The 18,925-nt window shown below is 34.7% G+C and carries 21 protein-coding genes, 1 pseudogene and 1 riboswitch; of the genes and pseudogenes, 16 read left to right on the top strand and 6 right to left on the bottom strand.

Features of this window, described 5'->3' with window-relative positions; translation table 11 throughout:
* The first annotated feature begins 85 nt into the window (after positions 1–85).
* The 3 genes from ABE34_RS21495 to glnA all read left to right on the top strand — a co-directional run bounded on the left by ABE34_RS21495 (position 86) and on the right by glnA (position 4,061).
* The gene (locus ABE34_RS21495; protein WP_197144485.1) at positions 86–673 is read left to right on the top strand and encodes an ECF transporter S component; all 588 of its coding nucleotides are present in this window, start codon (positions 86–88) and stop codon (positions 671–673) included.
* A gap of 173 nt (positions 674–846) precedes the next feature.
* A complete protein-coding gene (locus ABE34_RS21490; RefSeq protein ID WP_197144484.1) occupies positions 847–2,193 on the top strand; it encodes a sodium-dependent transporter in 1,347 nt (448 codons plus the stop codon).
* 533 nt (positions 2,194–2,726) lie between these two features.
* A complete protein-coding gene (gene glnA, locus ABE34_RS21485; RefSeq protein WP_197144483.1) occupies positions 2,727–4,061 on the top strand; it encodes a type I glutamate--ammonia ligase in 1,335 nt (444 codons plus the stop codon).
* Between the two features lie 71 nt (positions 4,062–4,132).
* On the opposite strand, the gene ABE34_RS21480 is transcribed toward glnA, so the two are convergent.
* Complete coding sequence (locus ABE34_RS21480) at positions 4,133–5,020, bottom strand: hypothetical protein (protein ID WP_197144482.1); 888 nt, start codon at positions 5,018–5,020, stop codon at positions 4,133–4,135.
* A gap of 304 nt (positions 5,021–5,324) precedes the next feature.
* A complete protein-coding gene (locus ABE34_RS21475) occupies positions 5,325–5,702 on the bottom strand; it encodes a hypothetical protein (protein ID WP_197144481.1) in 378 nt (125 codons plus the stop codon).
* A 248-nt stretch (positions 5,703–5,950) separates the two neighbouring features.
* On the opposite strand from ABE34_RS21475, the gene ABE34_RS21470 reads away from it, so the two are divergent.
* Both ABE34_RS21470 and ABE34_RS21465 read left to right on the top strand, forming a co-directional pair.
* Positions 5,951–6,127, top strand: coding sequence for a sporulation protein Cse60 (locus ABE34_RS21470; RefSeq protein ID WP_197144480.1), 177 nt, complete (start codon positions 5,951–5,953; stop codon positions 6,125–6,127).
* 24 nt (positions 6,128–6,151) lie between these two features.
* Positions 6,152–6,361, top strand: coding sequence for a hypothetical protein (locus ABE34_RS21465; protein WP_197144479.1), 210 nt, complete (start codon positions 6,152–6,154; stop codon positions 6,359–6,361).
* Positions 6,362–6,558: 197 nt separating this feature from the next.
* Here ABE34_RS21465 and ABE34_RS21460 read toward each other — a convergent pair whose 3' ends face one another.
* Complete coding sequence (locus tag ABE34_RS21460; protein ID WP_346655595.1) at positions 6,559–6,858, bottom strand: NUDIX hydrolase; 300 nt, start codon at positions 6,856–6,858, stop codon at positions 6,559–6,561.
* Positions 6,859–7,064: 206 nt separating this feature from the next.
* Between ABE34_RS21460 and ABE34_RS21455 the strand changes: the two genes are divergently transcribed.
* Positions 7,065–7,928 (top strand): AraC family transcriptional regulator, encoded by an 864-nt coding sequence (locus ABE34_RS21455; protein ID WP_197144478.1) that lies wholly within the window; start codon positions 7,065–7,067, stop codon positions 7,926–7,928.
* 63 nt (positions 7,929–7,991) lie between these two features.
* Here ABE34_RS21455 and ABE34_RS21450 read toward each other — a convergent pair whose 3' ends face one another.
* Positions 7,992–8,516, bottom strand: coding sequence for a GNAT family N-acetyltransferase (locus tag ABE34_RS21450; protein WP_197144477.1), 525 nt, complete (start codon positions 8,514–8,516; stop codon positions 7,992–7,994).
* A 160-nt stretch (positions 8,517–8,676) separates the two neighbouring features.
* Here ABE34_RS21450 and ABE34_RS25565 point away from each other — a divergent pair, with 160 nt between their 5' ends.
* The 5 genes and pseudogenes from ABE34_RS25565 to ABE34_RS21430 all read left to right on the top strand — a co-directional run bounded on the left by ABE34_RS25565 (position 8,677) and on the right by ABE34_RS21430 (position 12,381).
* Positions 8,677–8,997: a GNAT family N-acetyltransferase gene (locus tag ABE34_RS25565; RefSeq protein ID WP_276569527.1), complete on the top strand. Its 321-nt coding sequence runs from the start codon at positions 8,677–8,679 to the stop codon at positions 8,995–8,997.
* 53 nt (positions 8,998–9,050) lie between these two features.
* Positions 9,051–9,467, top strand: a pseudogene (locus ABE34_RS25560) (GNAT family N-acetyltransferase); the annotation flags it as partial.
* A gap of 135 nt (positions 9,468–9,602) precedes the next feature.
* Positions 9,603–9,905, top strand: a complete 303-nt coding sequence (locus tag ABE34_RS21440; protein ID WP_197144476.1) for a hypothetical protein — start codon at positions 9,603–9,605, stop codon at positions 9,903–9,905.
* A gap of 1,229 nt (positions 9,906–11,134) precedes the next feature.
* On the top strand, positions 11,135–11,518 hold the full coding sequence (locus ABE34_RS21435) for a hypothetical protein (RefSeq protein ID WP_197144475.1): 384 nt from the start codon (positions 11,135–11,137) through the stop codon (positions 11,516–11,518).
* Between the two features lie 482 nt (positions 11,519–12,000).
* Complete coding sequence (locus tag ABE34_RS21430) at positions 12,001–12,381, top strand: DUF7668 domain-containing protein (RefSeq protein WP_197144474.1); 381 nt, start codon at positions 12,001–12,003, stop codon at positions 12,379–12,381.
* 274 nt (positions 12,382–12,655) lie between these two features.
* Here ABE34_RS21430 and ABE34_RS21425 read toward each other — a convergent pair whose 3' ends face one another.
* Positions 12,656–12,919 carry a Parvovirus coat protein VP1-like protein gene (locus tag ABE34_RS21425; protein ID WP_197144473.1) on the bottom strand — a complete coding sequence of 88 codons (264 nt, stop codon included), beginning with the start codon at positions 12,917–12,919 and terminating at the stop codon, positions 12,656–12,658.
* 219 nt (positions 12,920–13,138) lie between these two features.
* Here ABE34_RS21425 and ABE34_RS21420 point away from each other — a divergent pair, with 219 nt between their 5' ends.
* From ABE34_RS21420 to ABE34_RS21410, 3 genes are all read left to right on the top strand, one after another.
* Positions 13,139–14,185, top strand: coding sequence for a DUF418 domain-containing protein (locus ABE34_RS21420; protein ID WP_197144472.1), 1,047 nt, complete (start codon positions 13,139–13,141; stop codon positions 14,183–14,185).
* Between the two features lie 146 nt (positions 14,186–14,331).
* Positions 14,332–15,033, top strand: coding sequence for a hypothetical protein (locus tag ABE34_RS21415; protein ID WP_197144471.1), 702 nt, complete (start codon positions 14,332–14,334; stop codon positions 15,031–15,033).
* Between the two features lie 14 nt (positions 15,034–15,047).
* Positions 15,048–16,307, top strand: coding sequence for a glutathionylspermidine synthase family protein (locus ABE34_RS21410; protein ID WP_197144470.1), 1,260 nt, complete (start codon positions 15,048–15,050; stop codon positions 16,305–16,307).
* Between the two features lie 112 nt (positions 16,308–16,419).
* Here the strand turns inward: ABE34_RS21410 and ABE34_RS21405 are convergent, their stop codons facing one another.
* Complete coding sequence (locus ABE34_RS21405) at positions 16,420–16,893, bottom strand: YbaK/EbsC family protein (RefSeq protein WP_197144469.1); 474 nt, start codon at positions 16,891–16,893, stop codon at positions 16,420–16,422.
* 140 nt (positions 16,894–17,033) lie between these two features.
* Positions 17,034–17,131, top strand: a riboswitch (guanidine-I (ykkC/yxkD leader).
* Positions 17,132–18,065: 934 nt separating this feature from the next.
* Between ABE34_RS21405 and ABE34_RS21400 the strand changes: the two genes are divergently transcribed.
* Positions 18,066–18,407: a DMT family transporter gene (locus tag ABE34_RS21400; RefSeq protein ID WP_197144468.1), complete on the top strand. Its 342-nt coding sequence runs from the start codon at positions 18,066–18,068 to the stop codon at positions 18,405–18,407.
* Positions 18,407–18,721 carry a DMT family transporter gene (locus ABE34_RS21395; RefSeq protein WP_197144467.1) on the top strand — a complete coding sequence of 105 codons (315 nt, stop codon included), beginning with the start codon at positions 18,407–18,409 and terminating at the stop codon, positions 18,719–18,721. The genes ABE34_RS21400 and ABE34_RS21395 overlap by 1 nt, the downstream gene beginning before the upstream one ends.
* Positions 18,722–18,925: the final 204 nt, after the last annotated feature.

The following is an 18,925-nucleotide window of genomic DNA, read 5'->3' as shown; positions in this document are numbered from 1 at the left end:
ATAAGGGTTTTTTCATAATAAGAATTGATGAGGTCGTAACCTTTCTTCTTGCGAGATTGAATCAGCAAAGAGGAGAGAGTTTACTATGAAGAAAAATGTTAAACTTCAATCGTTTATTACGATTGGCATGCTGAGCAGTATTTCGTTTTTGTTAATGCTTTTTAATTTCCCTATTCCGCCATTTCCAGCGTTTTTGGAAGTAGACTTCAGTGATATGCCAGCATTGCTTGCGGCGATCACAATGGGACCTGTAGCAGGTATTTTAGTAGAATTCTTTAAAAATGTGTTGGATTGGATATTCTCAGGTACGCCAACAGGAGTACCGGTAGGCCATATCGCGAACTTTGTAACAGGTATTTTATTTATTTTACCAGTTAGCTTTATTTTTAATCGTTTCAAAACAGTTAAAGGTCTTGTTGGAGGTTTAGCTGCTGGAACAATCATAATGGCAGTAGGAATGAGCATTCTTAACTATGCAGTATTTTTACCTATGTATACTTACTTTTTAGGTATGGAACCTGTCGTAGGTGATTCACTATATAAAATGATCGTAGCAGGTATTTTGCCATTTAATATTATTAAGGGTATTTTAATAACGTTCATCATGGCATTACTATTCACAACAATGCGCAAATGGATTTATCAACAGCGCTCTATGTATATAACAAAATAATTTAGATGAGACCTCGAGCCAATAAGCGTTCGAGGTTTTTTATATTGGATAAATAGAATGCTGGAAATGTTGGATATTATTGTGCAAAAGTAACAAATAGAAATAATCTAGTCTAGATTACTATTTTCATGTAAAATAAGGAAGAGTTTAGAATGTTAGAGGAGTTTGTAGAGATGAGTGAAAAAAAGAGTCAGTGGTCTAGTAAATTAGGCTTTATTTTAGCATCAGCGGGAGCTGCAATCGGGCTAGGGGCAATATGGAAGTTGCCGTATGTTACTGGACAAAGTGGTGGGGGAGCATTTTTCCTTATTTTTGTTCTATTTACATTGTTGATTGGTTTACCGATGTTATTATCAGAATATATTTTAGGTCGTGGTACACAGTCAGAGGCTGTGACTGCATATAAAAAAATTACACCGACGAAAACAGGCTGGGCTTGGATTGGTCGTATGGGTGTGCTCGGTTGTTTTTTATTATTAACTTTTTACAGCGTTGTAGGAGGTTGGATTTTTATATATAGTGGCCTAGGTGTGACTGGGGCTGTTATTGATCCTGCTAATGATCCTAGTAAATTATTTGGGGAAATTGTAGGGACGCCTTGGATTACACTACTAGGTTTAGGATTGTTTACGCTAGTAAATGTACTAGTCATTTCACTTGGTGTGCAAAATGGTATAGAGAAGGCCAATAAGTGGATGATGCCTTTATTATTTATTATGTTTATTGTCCTTGTTGTGCGGGCTTTAACATTAGATGGGGCAATGGAAGGAGTTAAATTCTTCCTGTGGCCTGACTTTTCCAATATGACTAGTAAGGCTATATTAGAAGCGTTAGGGCAGTCCTTCTTTGGCTTAGCGGTAGGGTTTTCTTGTCTTGTGACGTACAGCTCATATTTGAAGAAGGATGTAAGCTTACCGAATTCTGCGGGCTCTGTTGTTCTTCTCACGGTGCTTGTATCGTTTTTTGCAGGATTAGCCATTTTCCCTGTTGTATTTGCTTTTGATTTAGAACCAGCATCTGGTCCAGGCTTGTTATTTATGGTTCTGCCAACAGCATTTAGTCAAATGCCATTTGGTGAACTATTTTTAGCGATGTTTTTATTATTATTTTTATTCGCAACGCTAACTTCTTCCTTCAGTTTATATGAAATTATCGTAGCGGCTTTTATAGAGAAAGGACGTATGTCTCGTTCTGCGTTGACAATGCTACTAGGTGTAGTGGTATTTGTTGCGGCGATTCCTGCAGCGCTTTCATCAAGTACATTAGCGGATGTATCGATCTTTGGAAAAACAATTTTTGATGCAACTGACTTTTTAGTTTCTAATTTAATGCTTCCGATGGGTAACTTATTGATTGCTATCTTTATTGCATATGTAGTTGATAAAGAATTTGTGAAGAAGGAATTATTAATAGGAAGCAAATTGGGGCAAGGGTTCTATTCAACTTATCGTTTATTGATGCTAGTAGTAGTACCTTTGGTGATTATTGTTGTGTTTGTAAATATGCTATTGCAATACTAATGGTAGTAGGTTGTGTTCCGTTTAAGGAATGCAACCTACTTTTTTGTTGGTGCAACAAAAAAACGCATGTTGCTGTCGCTACGTTAGCACTACGCTTTCGCAAAGGAGAACATGTGTTGCTGTCACTACGTTAGCACTACGCTTTCGCAAAGGAGAACATGTGTTGCTGTCGCTACGTTAGCACTACGCTTTCGCAAAGGAAAACATGTGTTGCTGTCGCTACGTTAGCACTACGCTTTCGCAAAGGAAAACATGTGTTGCTGTCGCTACGTTAGCACTACGCTTTCGCAAAGGAAAACATGTGTTGCTGTCGCTACGTTAGCACTACGCTTTCGCAAAGGAAAACATGTGTTGCTGTCGGGGGCTGTAGTAAGAAAGGATGACTCTATTTATCTGGAAAAAAGATAAGTATATTCGAGAAAATGCATGTAATAAAACCTTACATAAATATTGTATTTTCCATCCTTTTGATGTATTTTAAAAGCAGTTGTAAAAGAATTGTGTAAATTAAATTAACATGGGAGTGGTGGAGAATGAAACGTTATACAAAAGAAGATATTAAACGTCGTGTTAAGGAAGAAAATGTGAAATTTATTCGCCTACAATTTACTGATATATTAGGAACGATCAAAAACGTTGAAGTACCAGTTAGTCAATTAGAAAAAGCGTTGGACAATAAAATTATGTTTGATGGCTCATCGATTGAAGGATTTGTACGTATTGAAGAATCAGATATGTACTTGTGTCCTGACCGTGATACATTCGTCATTTTTCCATGGACTGCCGAGAAAGGCAAAGTGGCCCGTGTCATTTGTGATATTGTTAGACCGGATGGTACACCGTTTGAAGGTGACCCACGTTCCAATCTGAAGAAGGTTTTAAAGGAGATGGAGGAGTTAGGCTTTAGCTCATTTAATTTAGGACCAGAACCGGAGTTTTTCTTATTTAAGCTAGATGAAAAAGGGCATCCAACGCTTGAGTTAAATGATAGTGGCGGTTACTTCGATTTAGCCCCAACTGACTTAGGGGAGAACTGTCGACGTGATATCGTATTAGAGCTAGAAGAAATGGGCTTTGAAATTGAGGCATCTCATCATGAGGTTGCACCTGGTCAACATGAAATCGACTTTAAATATGCCAATGCTATCGAAGCATGTGATAATATTCAAACGTTTAAGCTTGTTGTAAAAACGATAGCTGCACAGCATGGACTGCACGCTACCTTTATGCCAAAGCCGCTATTTGGTGTTAACGGATCGGGAATGCACTTCAACTTATCATTATTTGAAGGGGATAAAAATGCGTTTTATGAAGAAAATGCAGAATTGCAATTAAGCGAAACAGCACGTAGCTTTATGGCAGGAATACTAAAACATGTACATGGTTTTACTGCTGTCACAAACCCACTTGTTAATTCCTATAAACGATTAGTGCCTGGCTATGAGGCTCCTTGCTATGTGGCATGGTCTGCACAAAATCGTTCACCACTTATTCGAATTCCAGCTGCAAGAGGATTATCAACACGTATCGAGCTTCGTTCTGTTGATCCAGCAGCAAATCCCTATTTAGCAATGGCTGTTATTTTAGCAGCTGGGCTCGATGGAATTCGCAAAAATCTCACACCGCCAGATGCTGTAGATCGAAATATTTATAAAATGTCACGAGCTGAACGTGAATTGAATGGTATCGATAGTCTTCCATCTTCATTGGAATACGCACTCCTTGAACTAGAAATGGATCTTATCGTACGCGAAGCACTTGGAGACCATATCTTTGAAAAATTCACTGCTGCAAAAGAAATAGAATGGAATAAATACCGCACACGTGTCCATAACTGGGAGCGGGAAGAGTATTTAAGAATGTATTAGACGGGGAGTGTTGAGACTTCAACACTTTGAATGTCAATATCCCAATTTTATATAAATAGGGATAGCCATTTTTAGTTAGGTAGTTCACTTTGGATAATTAATTGGTATTTTTCGTTTGGGAGTTCTTGGTCATAGATATAAATATCATTTTCAGCTGAAAATCTAAAAAAATAACGTGTTTCTAACAAACCATCCTCAACTAATAAATGATCCTGTATCTTAAATTTTTTATAGTATCCATTTTCATTGAAATGTAAAAATACTTTATTATTAAAATCAGTGTTAAGTTCAGTTGCCGAATCAATATCTGAAACAACTTCTTGCGAATGATTGGTCACAGCGTCATAAAAAATTAGCTTACCATCACCAGTTGAAGGTTCAGCTAGGTCGTCAAAAGTTAGATAAACCCATTGTTGATCATTCAGAAGCCTTGCCCAACCAATAAATTCATATGAGCTCTTAAATTCTTTTATTTCTTTACTTTTCACATCATACAAATAGATATATCCGAAATGATCTTTTTCATTAGTAAATAATAATTTTCCATCCATTGCAGACAAAGTCATATTCCTGAATGTAAAGCTATTTAAAGTAAATATACTGGTTGTTTCGTCTGTTTTGAGATTTTTAAGCACAACTTCCGCTTTTTCACTTTTTCTGTCTATTTTAATCCAAGCTGCGTAGTCCCCAATTAGTACAGGAAAATCGTTAAAAATATTCTCTTCATTTTCTTTCGTCAATGGGTGAATTTCTTGCGTCTTTAAGTTCATAAAATATGGATTTAGCTGCCATCCACTTTCATCGGCATCTACCCACAATAACCAATTATCATTTAATTCAACCCCTTGAACTGATGGCATTTTGAATTTGGTATTAAATATAGTTTTGTATTGTTGAGTCTTTCGGTGATATTCAACAATTTTATTATCAAGAGAAGGACTTTCTTGGTCTACACTCAATAAATATAGTCAGCATTACCCCTGTAAGAATTAATATTAGTAAAAGGTACGTCTACCGTTCTATTTAAATCTTTATCGATAATTTGATAATAATTTGAACTAGGGGGTTTAATCAAAGCTCTATTTGACTGCACACCATTATATACAGCTTTAAAAACAATAAATAGAAATATTGCTGCAAACGATAGTATGATTGTTCTCTCTATTATTTTCAATTGAATCTCTCCAAACTTAAGGTAATAACATTTAGATTGATCTTTCCGTCTATGAAAGGGTTGAATTTAGAGTAGCTATTTTTTAACATCTACAAAATCTCAATAACTTGTCCTGTTTTAAAAGAGTGTAATTTTTCTTTTAAAACGGTTTTGAGAATGTTAAATCCTTTTGCTCCAGTGCAATGGCAAGAATAAATACAATCAATCTTCATTTCATTTAATGTATTGCCAATGGAGATAACTTCTTCTTTTGGCTTTCCTAAAGTGTTAACGATGGGTAGACCAATTAAATGAAATCCTCCAATAATTGCGGTGATAGTCTTATTTGGAAATTTTTTAGTTATAGTTTTAGTTATATTTACAATTCCATGATGACTACAACCGCTTAATAGTACTAACTCATTTTTGTTTTCAATCACTAACACGATTTCATGATTAAAATCATCTAAGTCCTTCTTATCCCCCAAAAAAACTACTTTCTAATAAAGATTAATCATGAATGCTAGACATATTAATTTAGTATATTGTTGTAACTCTTTAATGTTGATAAATGGAGAATATTTCAAGGTTTTCTGCTTTATTTTACCATATAAATGGTTTTTACCTTTCTTTATTAACTGAGAGGGTTAGCTTTTTTTTATTCTTACTACGAAAACATTTTGTTGTGACAAATACTTCCTTTTAATCTATGATTAAAAGAAAAGGGGGAAAATGTATGACACAAGCAACTCAAGTAGTAACGATTCAAAATAATGATATTGTGCAATTTGAACATGATATTAATAACGCTTTATTAGATTTAAACGATTATTTAATAGTTGATATTAAATATAATACGTTATATATAGGAGAGCATAATGTTATACATTCAGCTTTAATTATTTATAAATAATTGATTCAAAGAGGGGGATATAACATGTCAAAAATATATTGGGTATCCATTGCTAAAAGAACAGATGAATTTGAAGTGAAACAGAATGTCGTTGAAAAAATATTTGCGAAGAAATCGGAGCTTAAGGATTTTCTAGAAAAAGAAGGCTATTGTAAGGCTGCGAGAAATCAGTATATTAAAATCGATGACGAATTGATATACGAAGCTGCTGTTGAAAAGGTAAAAATGAAATAATATTTTAAAAGTTTACCCGCGGGTGACAGGGAACTATCCGCGGAATAAAGGTAAATATCCGTGATTGAGAAAATACCAATTAGCCTAAAATTTATTGTCTATAAGTATCTTCCTACTATTATCAATCCTATATCATGACAATTTCATTTTTGAAATAATGATAAAAGAAATTGCCTATCTTCAGGGAAGGATAATGTTTAATTGAGTATTTCTTCTTTTGATTTCCACGCAATTTCATAAATTAATTCATCGGGATCATGTATCATCATTTGTCCACCAGTAATAGTCGTCTCAAAATAACGAACTTCCACTGCATTATTATTTTTATGTAACACTTCTCCGACGATGTCTACTACATATCCTGTTTCTTCATACACTTCACGAATACAACACCTCTCAAAATTTTCAGTAGCTTCTTGTTTCGTACCTTGCAAAACCATTAATAAATGATTGTCTTCGTTTAAACAAATTCCTGCAGCTCCTTGCCATTTAACCAATATCAAAACCTCCAATCCGATTACGCTATTTAATGGAATTTTAACATATTATGGATAAAAATGGGGATTGGCTGAAATTTTGTTAACACGTATGTCGTGGTAAGTCTATAAAAAAATGCTTTCATTTTAACCAGTCCAAAGTTAGCATAAAAAGACAGGAATAACTAATTTTGATGTTTTATGCTATAAGCAAGGAGTGAGGGCACATGAGTTGGATTGAGTCGATTCAAAAAGCAATTAATTACATCGAGGAGCATTTATTAGATGACATCACAATGGAACAAATAGCACGAGAGGTAAATTCTTCGATCTTTCATTTTCAACGGACTTTCTCGATTTTAACGGATATGTCTATTGCAGATTATATTAGACGGAGAAGGTTAACATTAGCGGCACAGGAGTTAATAAATACAGAGCAGAAAGTAATCGATCTCGCCTACAAATATGGCTACGACTCTCCTGAAGCTTTTACAAAGGCATTTCGGAAGCAGCACCACGTAACGCCTAGTGAAGCAAGAAAGAAGCAAGGACAACTACAATCATACAATCGCCTAGTTATCCAGGTGAGCCTGAAGGGAGCAGAACCAATGAAGTATAAAATCGTAGAAAAAGAAAAGTTCCAAGTGGTAGGAGTAAAAAGAACGTATAATTGTCAAAATGGTGAGAATACGAGAGAAATCCCTAAATTTTGGGATGAGATTAACAGCAAAGGAATGGATCATCAATTATTTTCATTAAATAATGGAGAAATTAAAGGGGTGCTTGGCGTCTGTGCACCAAATGCCAGCGAACAAAAAAATGGTTTTATTGATTATTGGATTGCAACGGATCATATTGGGAATGTTCCAGAAGAACTAAATGCAATGGAAGTTCCAGCATCAAAATGGGTTGTGTTTGAAGTACATGGTCCTATGCCGGATGCTATGCAAAATACTTGGAAACAAATTTACTCTGAATGGTTCCCATCCAATCCGTACGAGCCTACGGGGACAGCTGAGCTGGAAGTGTACTCGGACGAAGATCCATTTAGTCCTGATCTTTATTCTGAAATTTGGATTCCGGTTAAGTAACAAAAATGAAAGTAGCCAAGAATGTTCATAGATAACATTCTTGGCTTTTATTTTATTATTAATCTATTTACTTAAAGAATAAACATTAATGTCGTAAAAAGATTCTTTTGATTCATCATATTCTTGAAATGTTCCTTCAAACGTAAAGTTCAATTTCTCTACTACTTTTATAGAATTCCTATTACCAGGCTCTATTTTTGCTTCAATTTTAGATATGCTTAAAGTGGTGAAAGCATAATCAATCAAAGCGGAAATACATTCGGGCACATAGCCATTTCCCCAATGTGCTTTAGCAAGATCATAGCCTATTTCTGCAGTAGCTCCTTCTACGTCAAATGAATTGAATCCACAAGAGCCGATAATCTCATTGGATTCCTTCTCAATAATTGAAAAACGAATAGCCCTATGGTTCTCAGCCAATTGATCAAAAAGCTCAATCATTTCCTTCGCTTGCTCTTCATGGGTGAAATTGACGATATTCATAAACTTCGTCACATCGGGATCTGACCAAATTTTAAATAATATAAGTGAATCAGCCATCTTCATTTTTCGTAAATATAATCTTTTTGTATAAATTTGTTCTATCAATACTTTTACCTCCAATTTTCAATTAGTTTGGATGAAAAATATTGCTATCTGCGCATAATTCAGTCCCTTCAAGTTTCGTGTATCTATTATACAATAATAGTAGTAATTGTTAAAACGTTATACTGTATGAAGAGATACAAAAAATAGGGGGAAAAAGATAATGATTAAAGTAACGGTCGAAAATTATTCGATTATCAAAGAAACAATGGAAAGGGCTCCAACATTTGTCTACAGTATTTTAGATCAGGTGATAGAAGGTGCTGTCTATGCCGATGATGAAAGATTGCACTCAATACTATTTCAAACTAAATCAGGAATATACTATGTTTATGGTGATTCATCCAGCGAGCAAATCGTAAGTAAACTCGTGTTTTTACTTCAAGAATCTATTGAACAAAATAAGCGTTTCACATTATTCTCTTATTCAGATGAATGGAGTGCAAAAATTGAGCAACGATTAAATGATAATGTGATAAATTAGAAAGATACACTTTTAGCTTTGATAAAGATGCTTATACCAATAGAGAGAAATGCGAGTCGCTTGATTACAAATGCATTAAAATCAAGCAACATCAAATTGATCATTGTTTAGAATTTAACAATCAATATTATGAGGAATACTGGGATTCTACCGATAATTTTCTAGAAAAAGGCTTTGGTTTTTGTCTTCAGCATGAAAATAAGATCATTAGCGAAGCAGTTTCTATTTTTAAATCTCATCAATTTGCAGAGATTGATATAATAACTGATTCGAATTATAGAGGAAAAGGATTAGCAAGCTTCATTGCAGAAAAATTTATTGATGATTGCCTTTTAAATGATTTAAAACCTTGTTGGGATTGTGATATTGATAACAATGGATCGTATCATTTAGGCGTTAAGTTAGGCTTTACTAATCCAGTAAAATATACAGTTTTTTATAAAAGCACAATAGATAAGCTCACGGTGTGAAAAATTTCATTAAAAGTAAAGTTATAGGCTAAAACTATTTTAAATAGTGCATTCTTAGTTCTTAGGTTTGAATAAATTTGTATAGCAAAAAAATATAAGATAATCAGTTATGAAAGATACAGAGAGGTGATTTTGATGGAAAGTGATCTTCAAGTTATTCGCAAAGAATCGATTCCAATAATCTTTACGCTTATATTAGTCATAGCTACTTTTGCAGTTTTCTTTATTAGTCGTTTCGTGAATGAACCATACCTAACTATTTGTTTATGGTTATTCGCATTAATAGATATTGGATTTATTGTTTCAATGGTGATGGGGATTAGAACTAAAAAAACAAATATTATAATTTTAAGTGTCTTTGTCAATAGTCTATGTTTTGTAATTTTAACTATATTTTTATTATTAGTTAGCTTTGGGATAGGATTTTCTGAAGCATAATAAAACCTAACGGGGGGGCGTTAGGTTAATAAGAGACAGCAATCACCGTCTTTTTTTATACTTATATGATTCAAAATGAGCTGTAACCCATTTGTTTTCGTTTTCTGAAATATACTGTTCAGCAAGAATCAGTCTTTGTTCCTGTTTTGAAAACCTCAGGCATAGAACGTAATCAAATATTAAGCATTGTTGTCACTTTTTTTATGAATATTAGGTTCCTCATTATCTCTAAAAGATTAACTTCTATGGATCAATTTTTTAAAAAAATATAACTGGGGAAACCAGCTTAATGAAAAGGAAGAATTGAGACATTAGCTCTGATATAGAATTAATAACTCCTTACTACGCTCAGAGGTTTTTTTCATTAAGACCACTATTACATCTTTTTAGCAAATAGGAGTTCTCTGTAAATAATTAACTCTTAATTACTTCTCATCAACGCTTGATATATTTAGAATTTTTTGATACTTTTTTCTAAAATCGTGATTATTGTCAATAAATTCCTTGTTCAACTATCCTGCACCTTTAGCTCTATAAGAAAAGCTCCTTTGACTTCGGTAGCTTGATCTTAAACTCTTGCACCCCGTTAGCACAATAAGGGGACCCGTCAGATTTATGCGTATTTACAACGATAAGAATTCAATTTTTATACACGATTTTATTCACCAAAGTATATGGTGCAACATTACTTCAAATACTTCAAAACCTTTGCTATGACTGACTTTTAACAAAAGTGCATAAAACAACGCATAAACAATGTTCATAAGAAAAGCCACGAACGTTGATTTAACAACATTAGTAGCCTTTGAGTTCGTCTCCAAACTTTCATTTGGGAACGTTTTTTTATTTGAAATTTATATTATATTTACTAAAAAACAGCGATATTCTATCAGCCTTCTACAGTTGGCTAGAAGAAAGGGAATAAATAAAAAAGAGTAAGAGTAGCAACTTCTAATCCATTTTAATTTTCTTATACTTTGTGAAATACATTATAGAAAAAAATATAATCCAAAAAATAATTATTAAATACACAAGAGCAGTGAGAGGTTCGGTAAACGGATTAACATTATTTTGATAATCTTTAATAATTAGAATAGCTAACACCAAAATTGAACTCCAAAACATAATCATCAAATATAATTTCATAAGATTCTAGCCTCCTTTATATTTACATTTTTAATTAATAATGTAAATTATGGATATATCATAAAAAAGGGGAGGGAAAGTATATGACTGTTAAAACTAGTAACTATTTAAAATTTTTAACTTCTTTCGTTACCATCTTTTTATTAAGTATAATTTATTTTTCGGAAAATTCCAACGCTGAAGAAAATTCCTATGTTGAAGAAAATATTACTCATACAGTAATTGAAGTTGATTTGGATAATAACTTAAGTTTAAACCCTTTGAATGATACCCTTATTGAACCATTTAATGGTTACACAGTAATTGAAGTAGATAAGCCTATTAAACATCAGGGCTATTTAAGTAATAAAGTTTTAAACGATATGAAAGATAGACAAAGCAAACAGATGGCTATTCTTGATATAATTGAAGCTGCTGCAATACCTACAGGCGGGGGGGGTCTCAATAGCAGTTGCCAAAGCATTTAACAGTGGGCCTACAAAACTAGCAGAAGCAGCTCTTACAGGTGACCATGCTTATGTAGTAACTGTATATGCAAGTGGTGTTGCGCCAAGTTTATCAGTAATTACTTATATTTATTACACAAAATAAACATTAAGATTTGTATATCAACCATAAAAAGAGTAGGCACATAAATTTATGTGCCTACTCTTTTTCAAGCCCTCAGCTCTTGGTACGACCGAGATATGAAGAGCACTAACTCGACATATTCTACTTTGAAGTTAATATACAAACATCCCCAAAGCGTCGTTTGGTCATATTTCTTAACTTAGCGTTGTAAATCCCCATAATTTTGAAGGTACTCCTTGTTGCACTAAACTGCACGTTAGCACAAGAAGCGATTGCTCTAATTGAATAATCGCCCCTGTTAGTTTAAGTGAATTTTCTATTCAACTGTATGATATTATACAGTTGAATAGAAAGACAAATTAGAATTTGGAGGTTCAATATGAAAAGTGAAGATAAACAATATGCTTTAACTGTTATTACTAATTTATTAAATGTAATGCACAGTAAAGAATATGAAAATATTTTAAATTATGTGGATGAATCTGAAGTGGATGATATTGGTGAGTTATTCTATTATGTCCAAGAAACATTAAACTTAAATGGATTTGATTCATTTGATGAATATGGCGCTCCATGTAATTTCCACCCAGAATATGAATATTCACAAATCAACTTCTATGAATTCAATGATAACAGTGGATTTGCTGTTGATTATGATTTAACTTCAAATTCAAAATTGGTAGATATGTGTTTACAAATGGAGTTTTTATATACGGATGACGGATTAAAAAGTGTTCTTATCGCAGTTGACCCACGGTAAAACAATAATTCGAAATAATGTACCTATAATAATTGATATAAGCTCCTATTAAATTACTGCAACTGCAACATTAGACTAATTTAATTGTTGTAGTAAATAGGGTCATCTGTGGTAAAAAAGAGGATAGATAGAGCGAATTCATTTAAGCTCATCTATCCTTTTAATTTCTATACATATAATGTGTGACATTAAATAAGAATTCACTATTTAAAATAGTTTCAGCCTATAACTTGACTTTAAATAAAAAAATAACATCGTGAGTTTTCTTTCTTATTTAAAAGAAACCATTGCGCATTTCAAAGATATTGTAAAACAATCTAGCATCTCTAGCCATTTTACTATTAGCGTTCATTTGGGGTCGTAAGCAGTTTTGGAACATTTCATCGCAATATCTTGATCTACCATATCGATCATAACATTCATCGTGTAATTTGCAGCATGAATCTACAGCATTGATAGGTCTACCTGGTCCTGAGCATCCTGGTCCACAGTATTTATATCCAGGGTAGCAAAAACCAAATTTGCGTTGTCTGTACATCGTCTATTCTCCTTTTTAAAGAAATAATTGTTACTATAAAATATGAAGTTTTCGCTTTTAGAAGGGGATTAAAGACTAATGTAAATAAAAAAAGGGAATAACTGATGAGACAAATCTATAAATGTAAGGTTCTTGTAAGCTTTTAAAAAAACTACTGTAAGGATGGAAAGCTATGATAGTCATACACAGTAAAGTTTGAAAGATAAGGAGTTTTAAAAAATGAATCCATCCGTACCTCAAAAAGAAAGAATCGTATCCTTAGACATTATTCGTGGGCTAGCGTTATTTGGCATTTTGTTCATAAATGTAGCGGCCTACCAGGTAATAGTTGAGGGAGGACCGATGCCTGACTATAGTGGCGTTAATGGCATTATTGATACGCTTATTAATATTTTTATTGAGAAGAAATTCTTTTCGATCTTTTCATTCCTCTTTGGTGTAGGTTTTTATATTTTTGCTTCACGTGCAGAAGCGCGCGGGGATAAGCCAAGATGGCGTTTTGCAAGACGTTTATTAGCTTTATTATTAATTGGCATTGTCCATATATTTGTTTTCTGGGGATCAATTCTAGCTATTTATGCAGTAATAGGTTTTTTACTTATACCTTTTTATCATGCAAAGATTTCAACAATTAGAAAATGGCTATTTGCCATTATTACTGTTCATATCCTGTCCATTCTTGGACAAATATTGTTGCCAAAGCAAGAAGCACTTTCACCTGTTTTTGGTTTATTAGGAAATGATGCCATTACTATTTTCATCATGTTTCTAACTGGTTTTTTAGTAGCAAAAGCTGATTGGATTAGTTATGTAAGTAAATACTCAAAACAAATAAAGTGGATTCAATTCGTTACCTTCCCATTCTTTGTAGGGATCTCGCTTTGGATTTGGTTTGCCTCTAAAGGAGACGATCAAAATCTACAATTAATTATTGGTTTAGGTGTAATTCCAACAACATATTTTTATTTAGCTTGTCTATTTGTTTTGTTAGAGAATAAGAAAATTGCAAAGCTACTTAAGCCAATTGGACGAGTTGGGCAAATGGCATTTACAAACTATTTAGCTCAAAGCTTTATTGGCCTAGCTATTATGTCTTCGATGGGGCTTGAAGTTGTTTCGCCTTCTGATGTAGTAATCATTGCAACTCTTACTTTTGTCATTCAAATTATCTTTAGTGTCATCTGGTTTAAATTCTTTAAAATGGGACCATTTGAAAAGCTTTGGCGCTTTATGACATATGGAAGAAAAGCAGTCCCGAATAAATAATTTGTATAAAACTCCTTGATGGTGAATGGTTTCATTCCGTCAGGGAGTTTTTAGTGCTATGATAATATGTATGAATTTGTAAAAAGTGAAACCTGGAAAAGGGGACATCCGTAAATTAGGTATCGATTAAAAAGGAGAAAGATAATATGGCAAAACAAATGAAAAAATATATAGCAGTCACAACTGCGTCATTTATGGCTATGCAATTAGCCGCGTGTGGGAATACAGAAAGTCAAACTGTCGAGGAATCCTCTGCTTCTTCTGCGGATACAAATAATGTAACGGAAGAAAACAATTCGGCAACAGCTAGTGATGATTTACAAAGTGTATATGACAGCGACATGGCAAATGCATGTGATGAATGGAAAGAGAGTGATGATGGTTCGTTCGAATGTTTAGATGAAAATTCACCTCATTATGCACATCATTTCTTTAATGGACTGATGTATGCAACTACCGGAGCATTGATCGGAAGTGCCATTTATAAAAGCCGCAATCTAAAAAATGGTACAGATCGAGAGGATAAAAGTGGTGGTTCAGGTTCAGCAATGCCACGTACAACTCATAGTAATACTAGCGAAAGTAAAAATACAAATACAAATGGAATCACGACGAACGGCTCTCAAAATTCGTCTGGCGCAACATCTAACAGTTCAAATAACTCAACAACAAATAGCTCCAATTCAAATACAAGCGGTTCCAACTCTTATTCGAGTGGCAAGCGTTCATTCTCAAATAGTTCAGATTCATCTTCGAATAGTTCTTATTCAAATCACTCATCATCCAGCACTGGGAAATCAGGTTTCGGCTCAGGTGGTGCCTCCCGAGGTGGCTCTTCATCTTCTTAAAAGGAGAAATCAACATGGACAATTATTTTCAACAACGCCAAGCATTTTATTCTCAATTTCCTGATTTTTTTTCCGACTTTGAGAACCTAGAGTACGCCTTATACGATGTACTAGATATACCCAAAGAGAAAATCGATGAAATCAACTATGCATCTACTATACTTTGGAAAATATTTTTGAAGGTTGGCAAACAATTTAAGCATTTATCGGATGAACAACTTTTAGCACTGGGCATTCGTTCTGAAATGTTGCCATATATCCAATTAGATTATTTACAGCAACAATCGGTACTGGCACGCTTTGATTTTATTTGTACAGAGGACGGACAAATAAAATGTCTTGAATTAAATGGTGAAACGCCATTTCTTGTCCAAGAAACCTTCGAGATAAATGAAGCACTTTGTAAGCATTTGGGATTTGATAGTCCAACTAATGTTTCGGCATTACAGAAAACTTTGTCTAGTGCACTCTTTGCAGCTATGCAGTATGTAAATAATTTGAAAAAGCCTAAAATCGTTATTACAGGGAAAACGGCTGCGGAAGATTATGAGGAATATTGCCAGGTACAGTTTTTAAAGAAATGTATACCTTTTGATGTAGAATATGTTCCTATAGAAGAGCTAATTATTTTTTCTAGTAACACTGCTAATATAGCTCGAGGACTTTATACGCCTACAATGGAGAAAATTGATATTTTATATCGCCCCGCACACCCAGTGGAGTTTCTAATAGATGATGTGTCTTCCGATGGTGATCGTATAGGTCTACAATTACTAGAACTTGTAAAAGACAGGCAGCTTGCTATTATCAACACACCCGCTGCATATGTACTGCAATCGAAAATCTTACTATGGCTAATTTGGGAACGAAAAAACGATCCGCTTCTTTTTAACGCAGAAGAACGAGCGGCCATTCAGAAATATATGTTGCCAACGCATCTTTCAGCAGAACAATTTGTTCAAGAAAATTTACCGTTTGTAAAGAAACCTGTCTATTCGCGGGAAGGGAATACTGTAGAAATTTACGCAGGGGATGGTACGAAAACAAATGCTTCTGCGTATACCCATTATGATGATAATTTGTTTATTTATCAGCGATATGTAGAAATGCCCTCTATAACGATAAAGCTAAAGGATGGATTACAAACAAAGAAATGGTTAATCGGCTCATTTATCGCGGATAATCGTGCATGTGGTTTATCTTGTAGAGTAGGCAATCAAATTACAGAATGGGACTCTCACTGGTTAGCCGTTGGATATAGGAAAGAAACCTAAGGCGATTTCACTTTAGCGTAATTCGGGTTGCTGCCGCTTCGCTTTCGCCACAAGAAACCTAAAGAAAAAAATCGGCGTGACTTTAATCAAGTTTCGCCGATTTTATGCTTTATTACTCGTTCCAGCCTTTGCAGACATCAATCCATTCCTGATAGGGTGTATAAGTTTCTAGTTCAGAAATAGTAAGCTCAATGGCTGAGTTACTGCTACCACATGCAGGGAATACTGTTGTGAAGCGTTTAAGGGATGCATCTAAATAAATAGCAACACCCTCATTCACGCCAAAAGGACACACACCACCTACATCATGTCCGATTTTTTCGAGTACTTCATCTTTCCCAAGCATTTTTGCCTTTGTACCAAAGACAGCTTTATATTTTGCATTGTCGACTTTAGCATCGCCTGCTGCGACAATTAATATCGCTCCATCGTTTACGAGAAACGATAAGGATTTCGCAATGCGTTCTGGCTCGCACCCCAGTGCCTGTGCGGCCAGTTCAACAGTCGCCGAGCTTTCGTTTAGCTCCTGTATTTTGTGTTCCGCATTCCATTGCGCTAAATGCTTACGTACTTTTTCAATTGCCATATGTAATACCTCCTTACAATAATACGTTTTATTTTAACATAATTTTCTGAACACATTGTTATTTATCTTTCTGATTAACCTTTGCTATGTCTCAGTAGAAAATGGCTGAATAATTTGCTAGACTAGTAGCATAATCAAATATGAAAGTTTTCTAGGGTTCCGTAGCAAATGCTAGTCTGGTCCGAGAGAAAACCACAAAATTGATTTTGTGACACGGAAGGATAAAAGCCTGGGAGATACTGTTTATAGCAGTGTTCCTTCGGCTTTTTTTATTTGGTTACTGAGGGAAGGGAGTTAAAGAAAAATCTTAGTTCAGGGGTAGACAGAGTGAAGTGATCGGGTATGCCAAAGAAGTGATCAGGTAGTATGCAAAAGTGATCGGATATGCCAAAGAAATGATCAGGTAATATGCGAAAGTGATCGGGTATGCCAAAGAAATGATCAGGTAGTATGCAAAAGTGATCGGGTATGCCAAAGAAGTGATCAGGTAGTATGCGAAAGTGATCGGGTATGCCAAAGAAGTGATCAGGTAGTATGCGAAAGTGATCGGGTATGCCAAAGAAATGATCAGGTAGTATGCAAAAGTGATCGGGTATGCCAAAGAAATAATCAGGTAGTATGCAAAAGTGATCGGGTATGCCAAAGAAGTGATCAGGTAGTATGCGAAAGTGATCGGGTATGCCAAAGAAGTGATCAGGTAGTATGCGAAAGTGATCGGGTATGCCAAAGAAATGATCAGGTAGTATGCAAAAGTGATCGGGTATGCCAAAGAAGTGATCAGGTAGTATGCGAAAGTGATCGGGTATGCCAAAGAAGTGATCAGGTAGTATGCGAAAGTGATCGGGTATGCCAAAGAAATGATCAGGTAGTATGCGAAAGTAATCGGGTATGCCAAAGAAATGATCAGGTAGTATGCGAAAGTGATCGGTATGCCAAAGAAGTGATCAGGTAATATGCGAAAGTGATCGGGTATGCCAAAGAAATGATCAGGTAGTATGCGAAAGTGATCGGGAATGCCAAAGAAGTGATCAGGTAGTATGCGAAAGTGATCGGGAATGCCGAAGAACTGATCCGGTAGGACACGAAAGTGATCGGGTATGCCACAAAAGTGAGCAGGTAGATCAGAAGACCGCTCAATATCCGTGTTTAACAATAAAATGGAGGTATTCGCAATGAATAAACAATGGGTAAGTGTCGTAATTGCTGCTTTTTTTGAAGTCGGTTGGGTTATAGGTTTAAAGCATGCAGGAAGTGTATTTGAATGGATTGGTACTGCTATTGCAATTTTTATTAGCTTTTATTTACTAATTAAGGCTGGTGAAAGCTTACCGGTCGGCACTGTTTATGCAGTATTCGTAGGCTTGGGGACAGCGGGCACTGTATGTGCAGATAGCTTACTGTTCGGAGAACCATGGAAATTAGCCAAAATTTTATGTATCGTCGTTTTACTTGCAGGGGTCGTCGGTTTAAAGCTTGTGACCGGGGAGCCTAAAGAGAAAGAGGTGAATGAATAATGGCATGGATTGCATTAGTAGTTGCGGGGCTTTGTGAGATGCTTGGTGTTTATATGATTAGTAAATATAATGATACTAAAAGTATTAAAAACTTAGTGATATTAATTTTAGTTTTTACCTTGAGCTTTGCTGGTCTTGCATATGCGATGGAAACATTACCGATGGGGACAGCTTATGCCATTTGGACAGGAATAGGGGCGGCAGGTGGTGCAATACTAGGTATGTTATTTTTCAATGAATCTAAGGATTGGAGACGTATTGTTTGCATTACGCTTGTTTTAGGGGCTGCGATATCCTTGAAATTATTATCTTAGTTTATTTAATAGTCACCCGGCATCGGTTTAATCGTTGTGGGTGACTTTTTTTATCTTTACTCAACGACAAAAATTCGCTAATGGTTTAAAAAAATAATAAACACTTGAATATTGTGCATTTATTGTTAAAATAAGGATATAATTACGTTCATTACGGGGAAAGATTTTTATAGAGTAGCCTTAATGTTCTTCAAATAAGATGAG

Source organism: Lysinibacillus sphaericus (genome assembly GCF_015844675.1).
Lineage (GTDB): Bacteria > Bacillota > Bacilli > Bacillales_A > Planococcaceae > Lysinibacillus > Lysinibacillus sphaericus_E.
Note: the sequence above shows the minus strand (reverse complement) of the source record. Positions and strands in the feature narration are given on the sequence as shown.

Bases quoted from the DNA above. Each gene is read 5' to 3' on its own strand.
- ABE34_RS21455 (WP_197144478.1), top strand. From the start codon at position 7,065: ATGAGTTGGATTGAGTCGATTCAAAAAGCAATTAATTACATCGAGGAG.
- ABE34_RS21470 (WP_197144480.1), top strand. From the start codon at position 5,951: ATGACACAAGCAACTCAAGTAGTAACGATTCAAAATAATGATATTGTG.
- ABE34_RS21435 (WP_197144475.1), top strand. From the start codon at position 11,135: ATGACTGTTAAAACTAGTAACTATTTAAAATTTTTAACTTCTTTCGTT.
- ABE34_RS21490 (WP_197144484.1), top strand. From the start codon at position 847: ATGAGTGAAAAAAAGAGTCAGTGGTCTAGTAAATTAGGCTTTATTTTA.
- ABE34_RS21495 (WP_197144485.1), top strand. From the start codon at position 86: ATGAAGAAAAATGTTAAACTTCAATCGTTTATTACGATTGGCATGCTG.
- ABE34_RS21440 (WP_197144476.1), top strand. From the start codon at position 9,603: ATGGAAAGTGATCTTCAAGTTATTCGCAAAGAATCGATTCCAATAATC.
- ABE34_RS21425 (WP_197144473.1), bottom strand. From the start codon at position 12,919: ATGTACAGACAACGCAAATTTGGTTTTTGCTACCCTGGATATAAATAC.
- ABE34_RS21465 (WP_197144479.1), top strand. From the start codon at position 6,152: ATGTCAAAAATATATTGGGTATCCATTGCTAAAAGAACAGATGAATTT.
- ABE34_RS21430 (WP_197144474.1), top strand. From the start codon at position 12,001: ATGAAAAGTGAAGATAAACAATATGCTTTAACTGTTATTACTAATTTA.
- ABE34_RS21400 (WP_197144468.1), top strand. From the start codon at position 18,066: ATGAATAAACAATGGGTAAGTGTCGTAATTGCTGCTTTTTTTGAAGTC.
- ABE34_RS21420 (WP_197144472.1), top strand. From the start codon at position 13,139: ATGAATCCATCCGTACCTCAAAAAGAAAGAATCGTATCCTTAGACATT.
- glnA (WP_197144483.1), top strand. From the start codon at position 2,727: ATGAAACGTTATACAAAAGAAGATATTAAACGTCGTGTTAAGGAAGAA.
- ABE34_RS21395 (WP_197144467.1), top strand. From the start codon at position 18,407: ATGGCATGGATTGCATTAGTAGTTGCGGGGCTTTGTGAGATGCTTGGT.
- ABE34_RS21410 (WP_197144470.1), top strand. From the start codon at position 15,048: ATGGACAATTATTTTCAACAACGCCAAGCATTTTATTCTCAATTTCCT.
- ABE34_RS21405 (WP_197144469.1), bottom strand. From the start codon at position 16,893: ATGGCAATTGAAAAAGTACGTAAGCATTTAGCGCAATGGAATGCGGAA.
- ABE34_RS21415 (WP_197144471.1), top strand. From the start codon at position 14,332: ATGGCAAAACAAATGAAAAAATATATAGCAGTCACAACTGCGTCATTT.
- ABE34_RS25565 (WP_276569527.1), top strand. From the start codon at position 8,677: ATGATTAAAGTAACGGTCGAAAATTATTCGATTATCAAAGAAACAATG.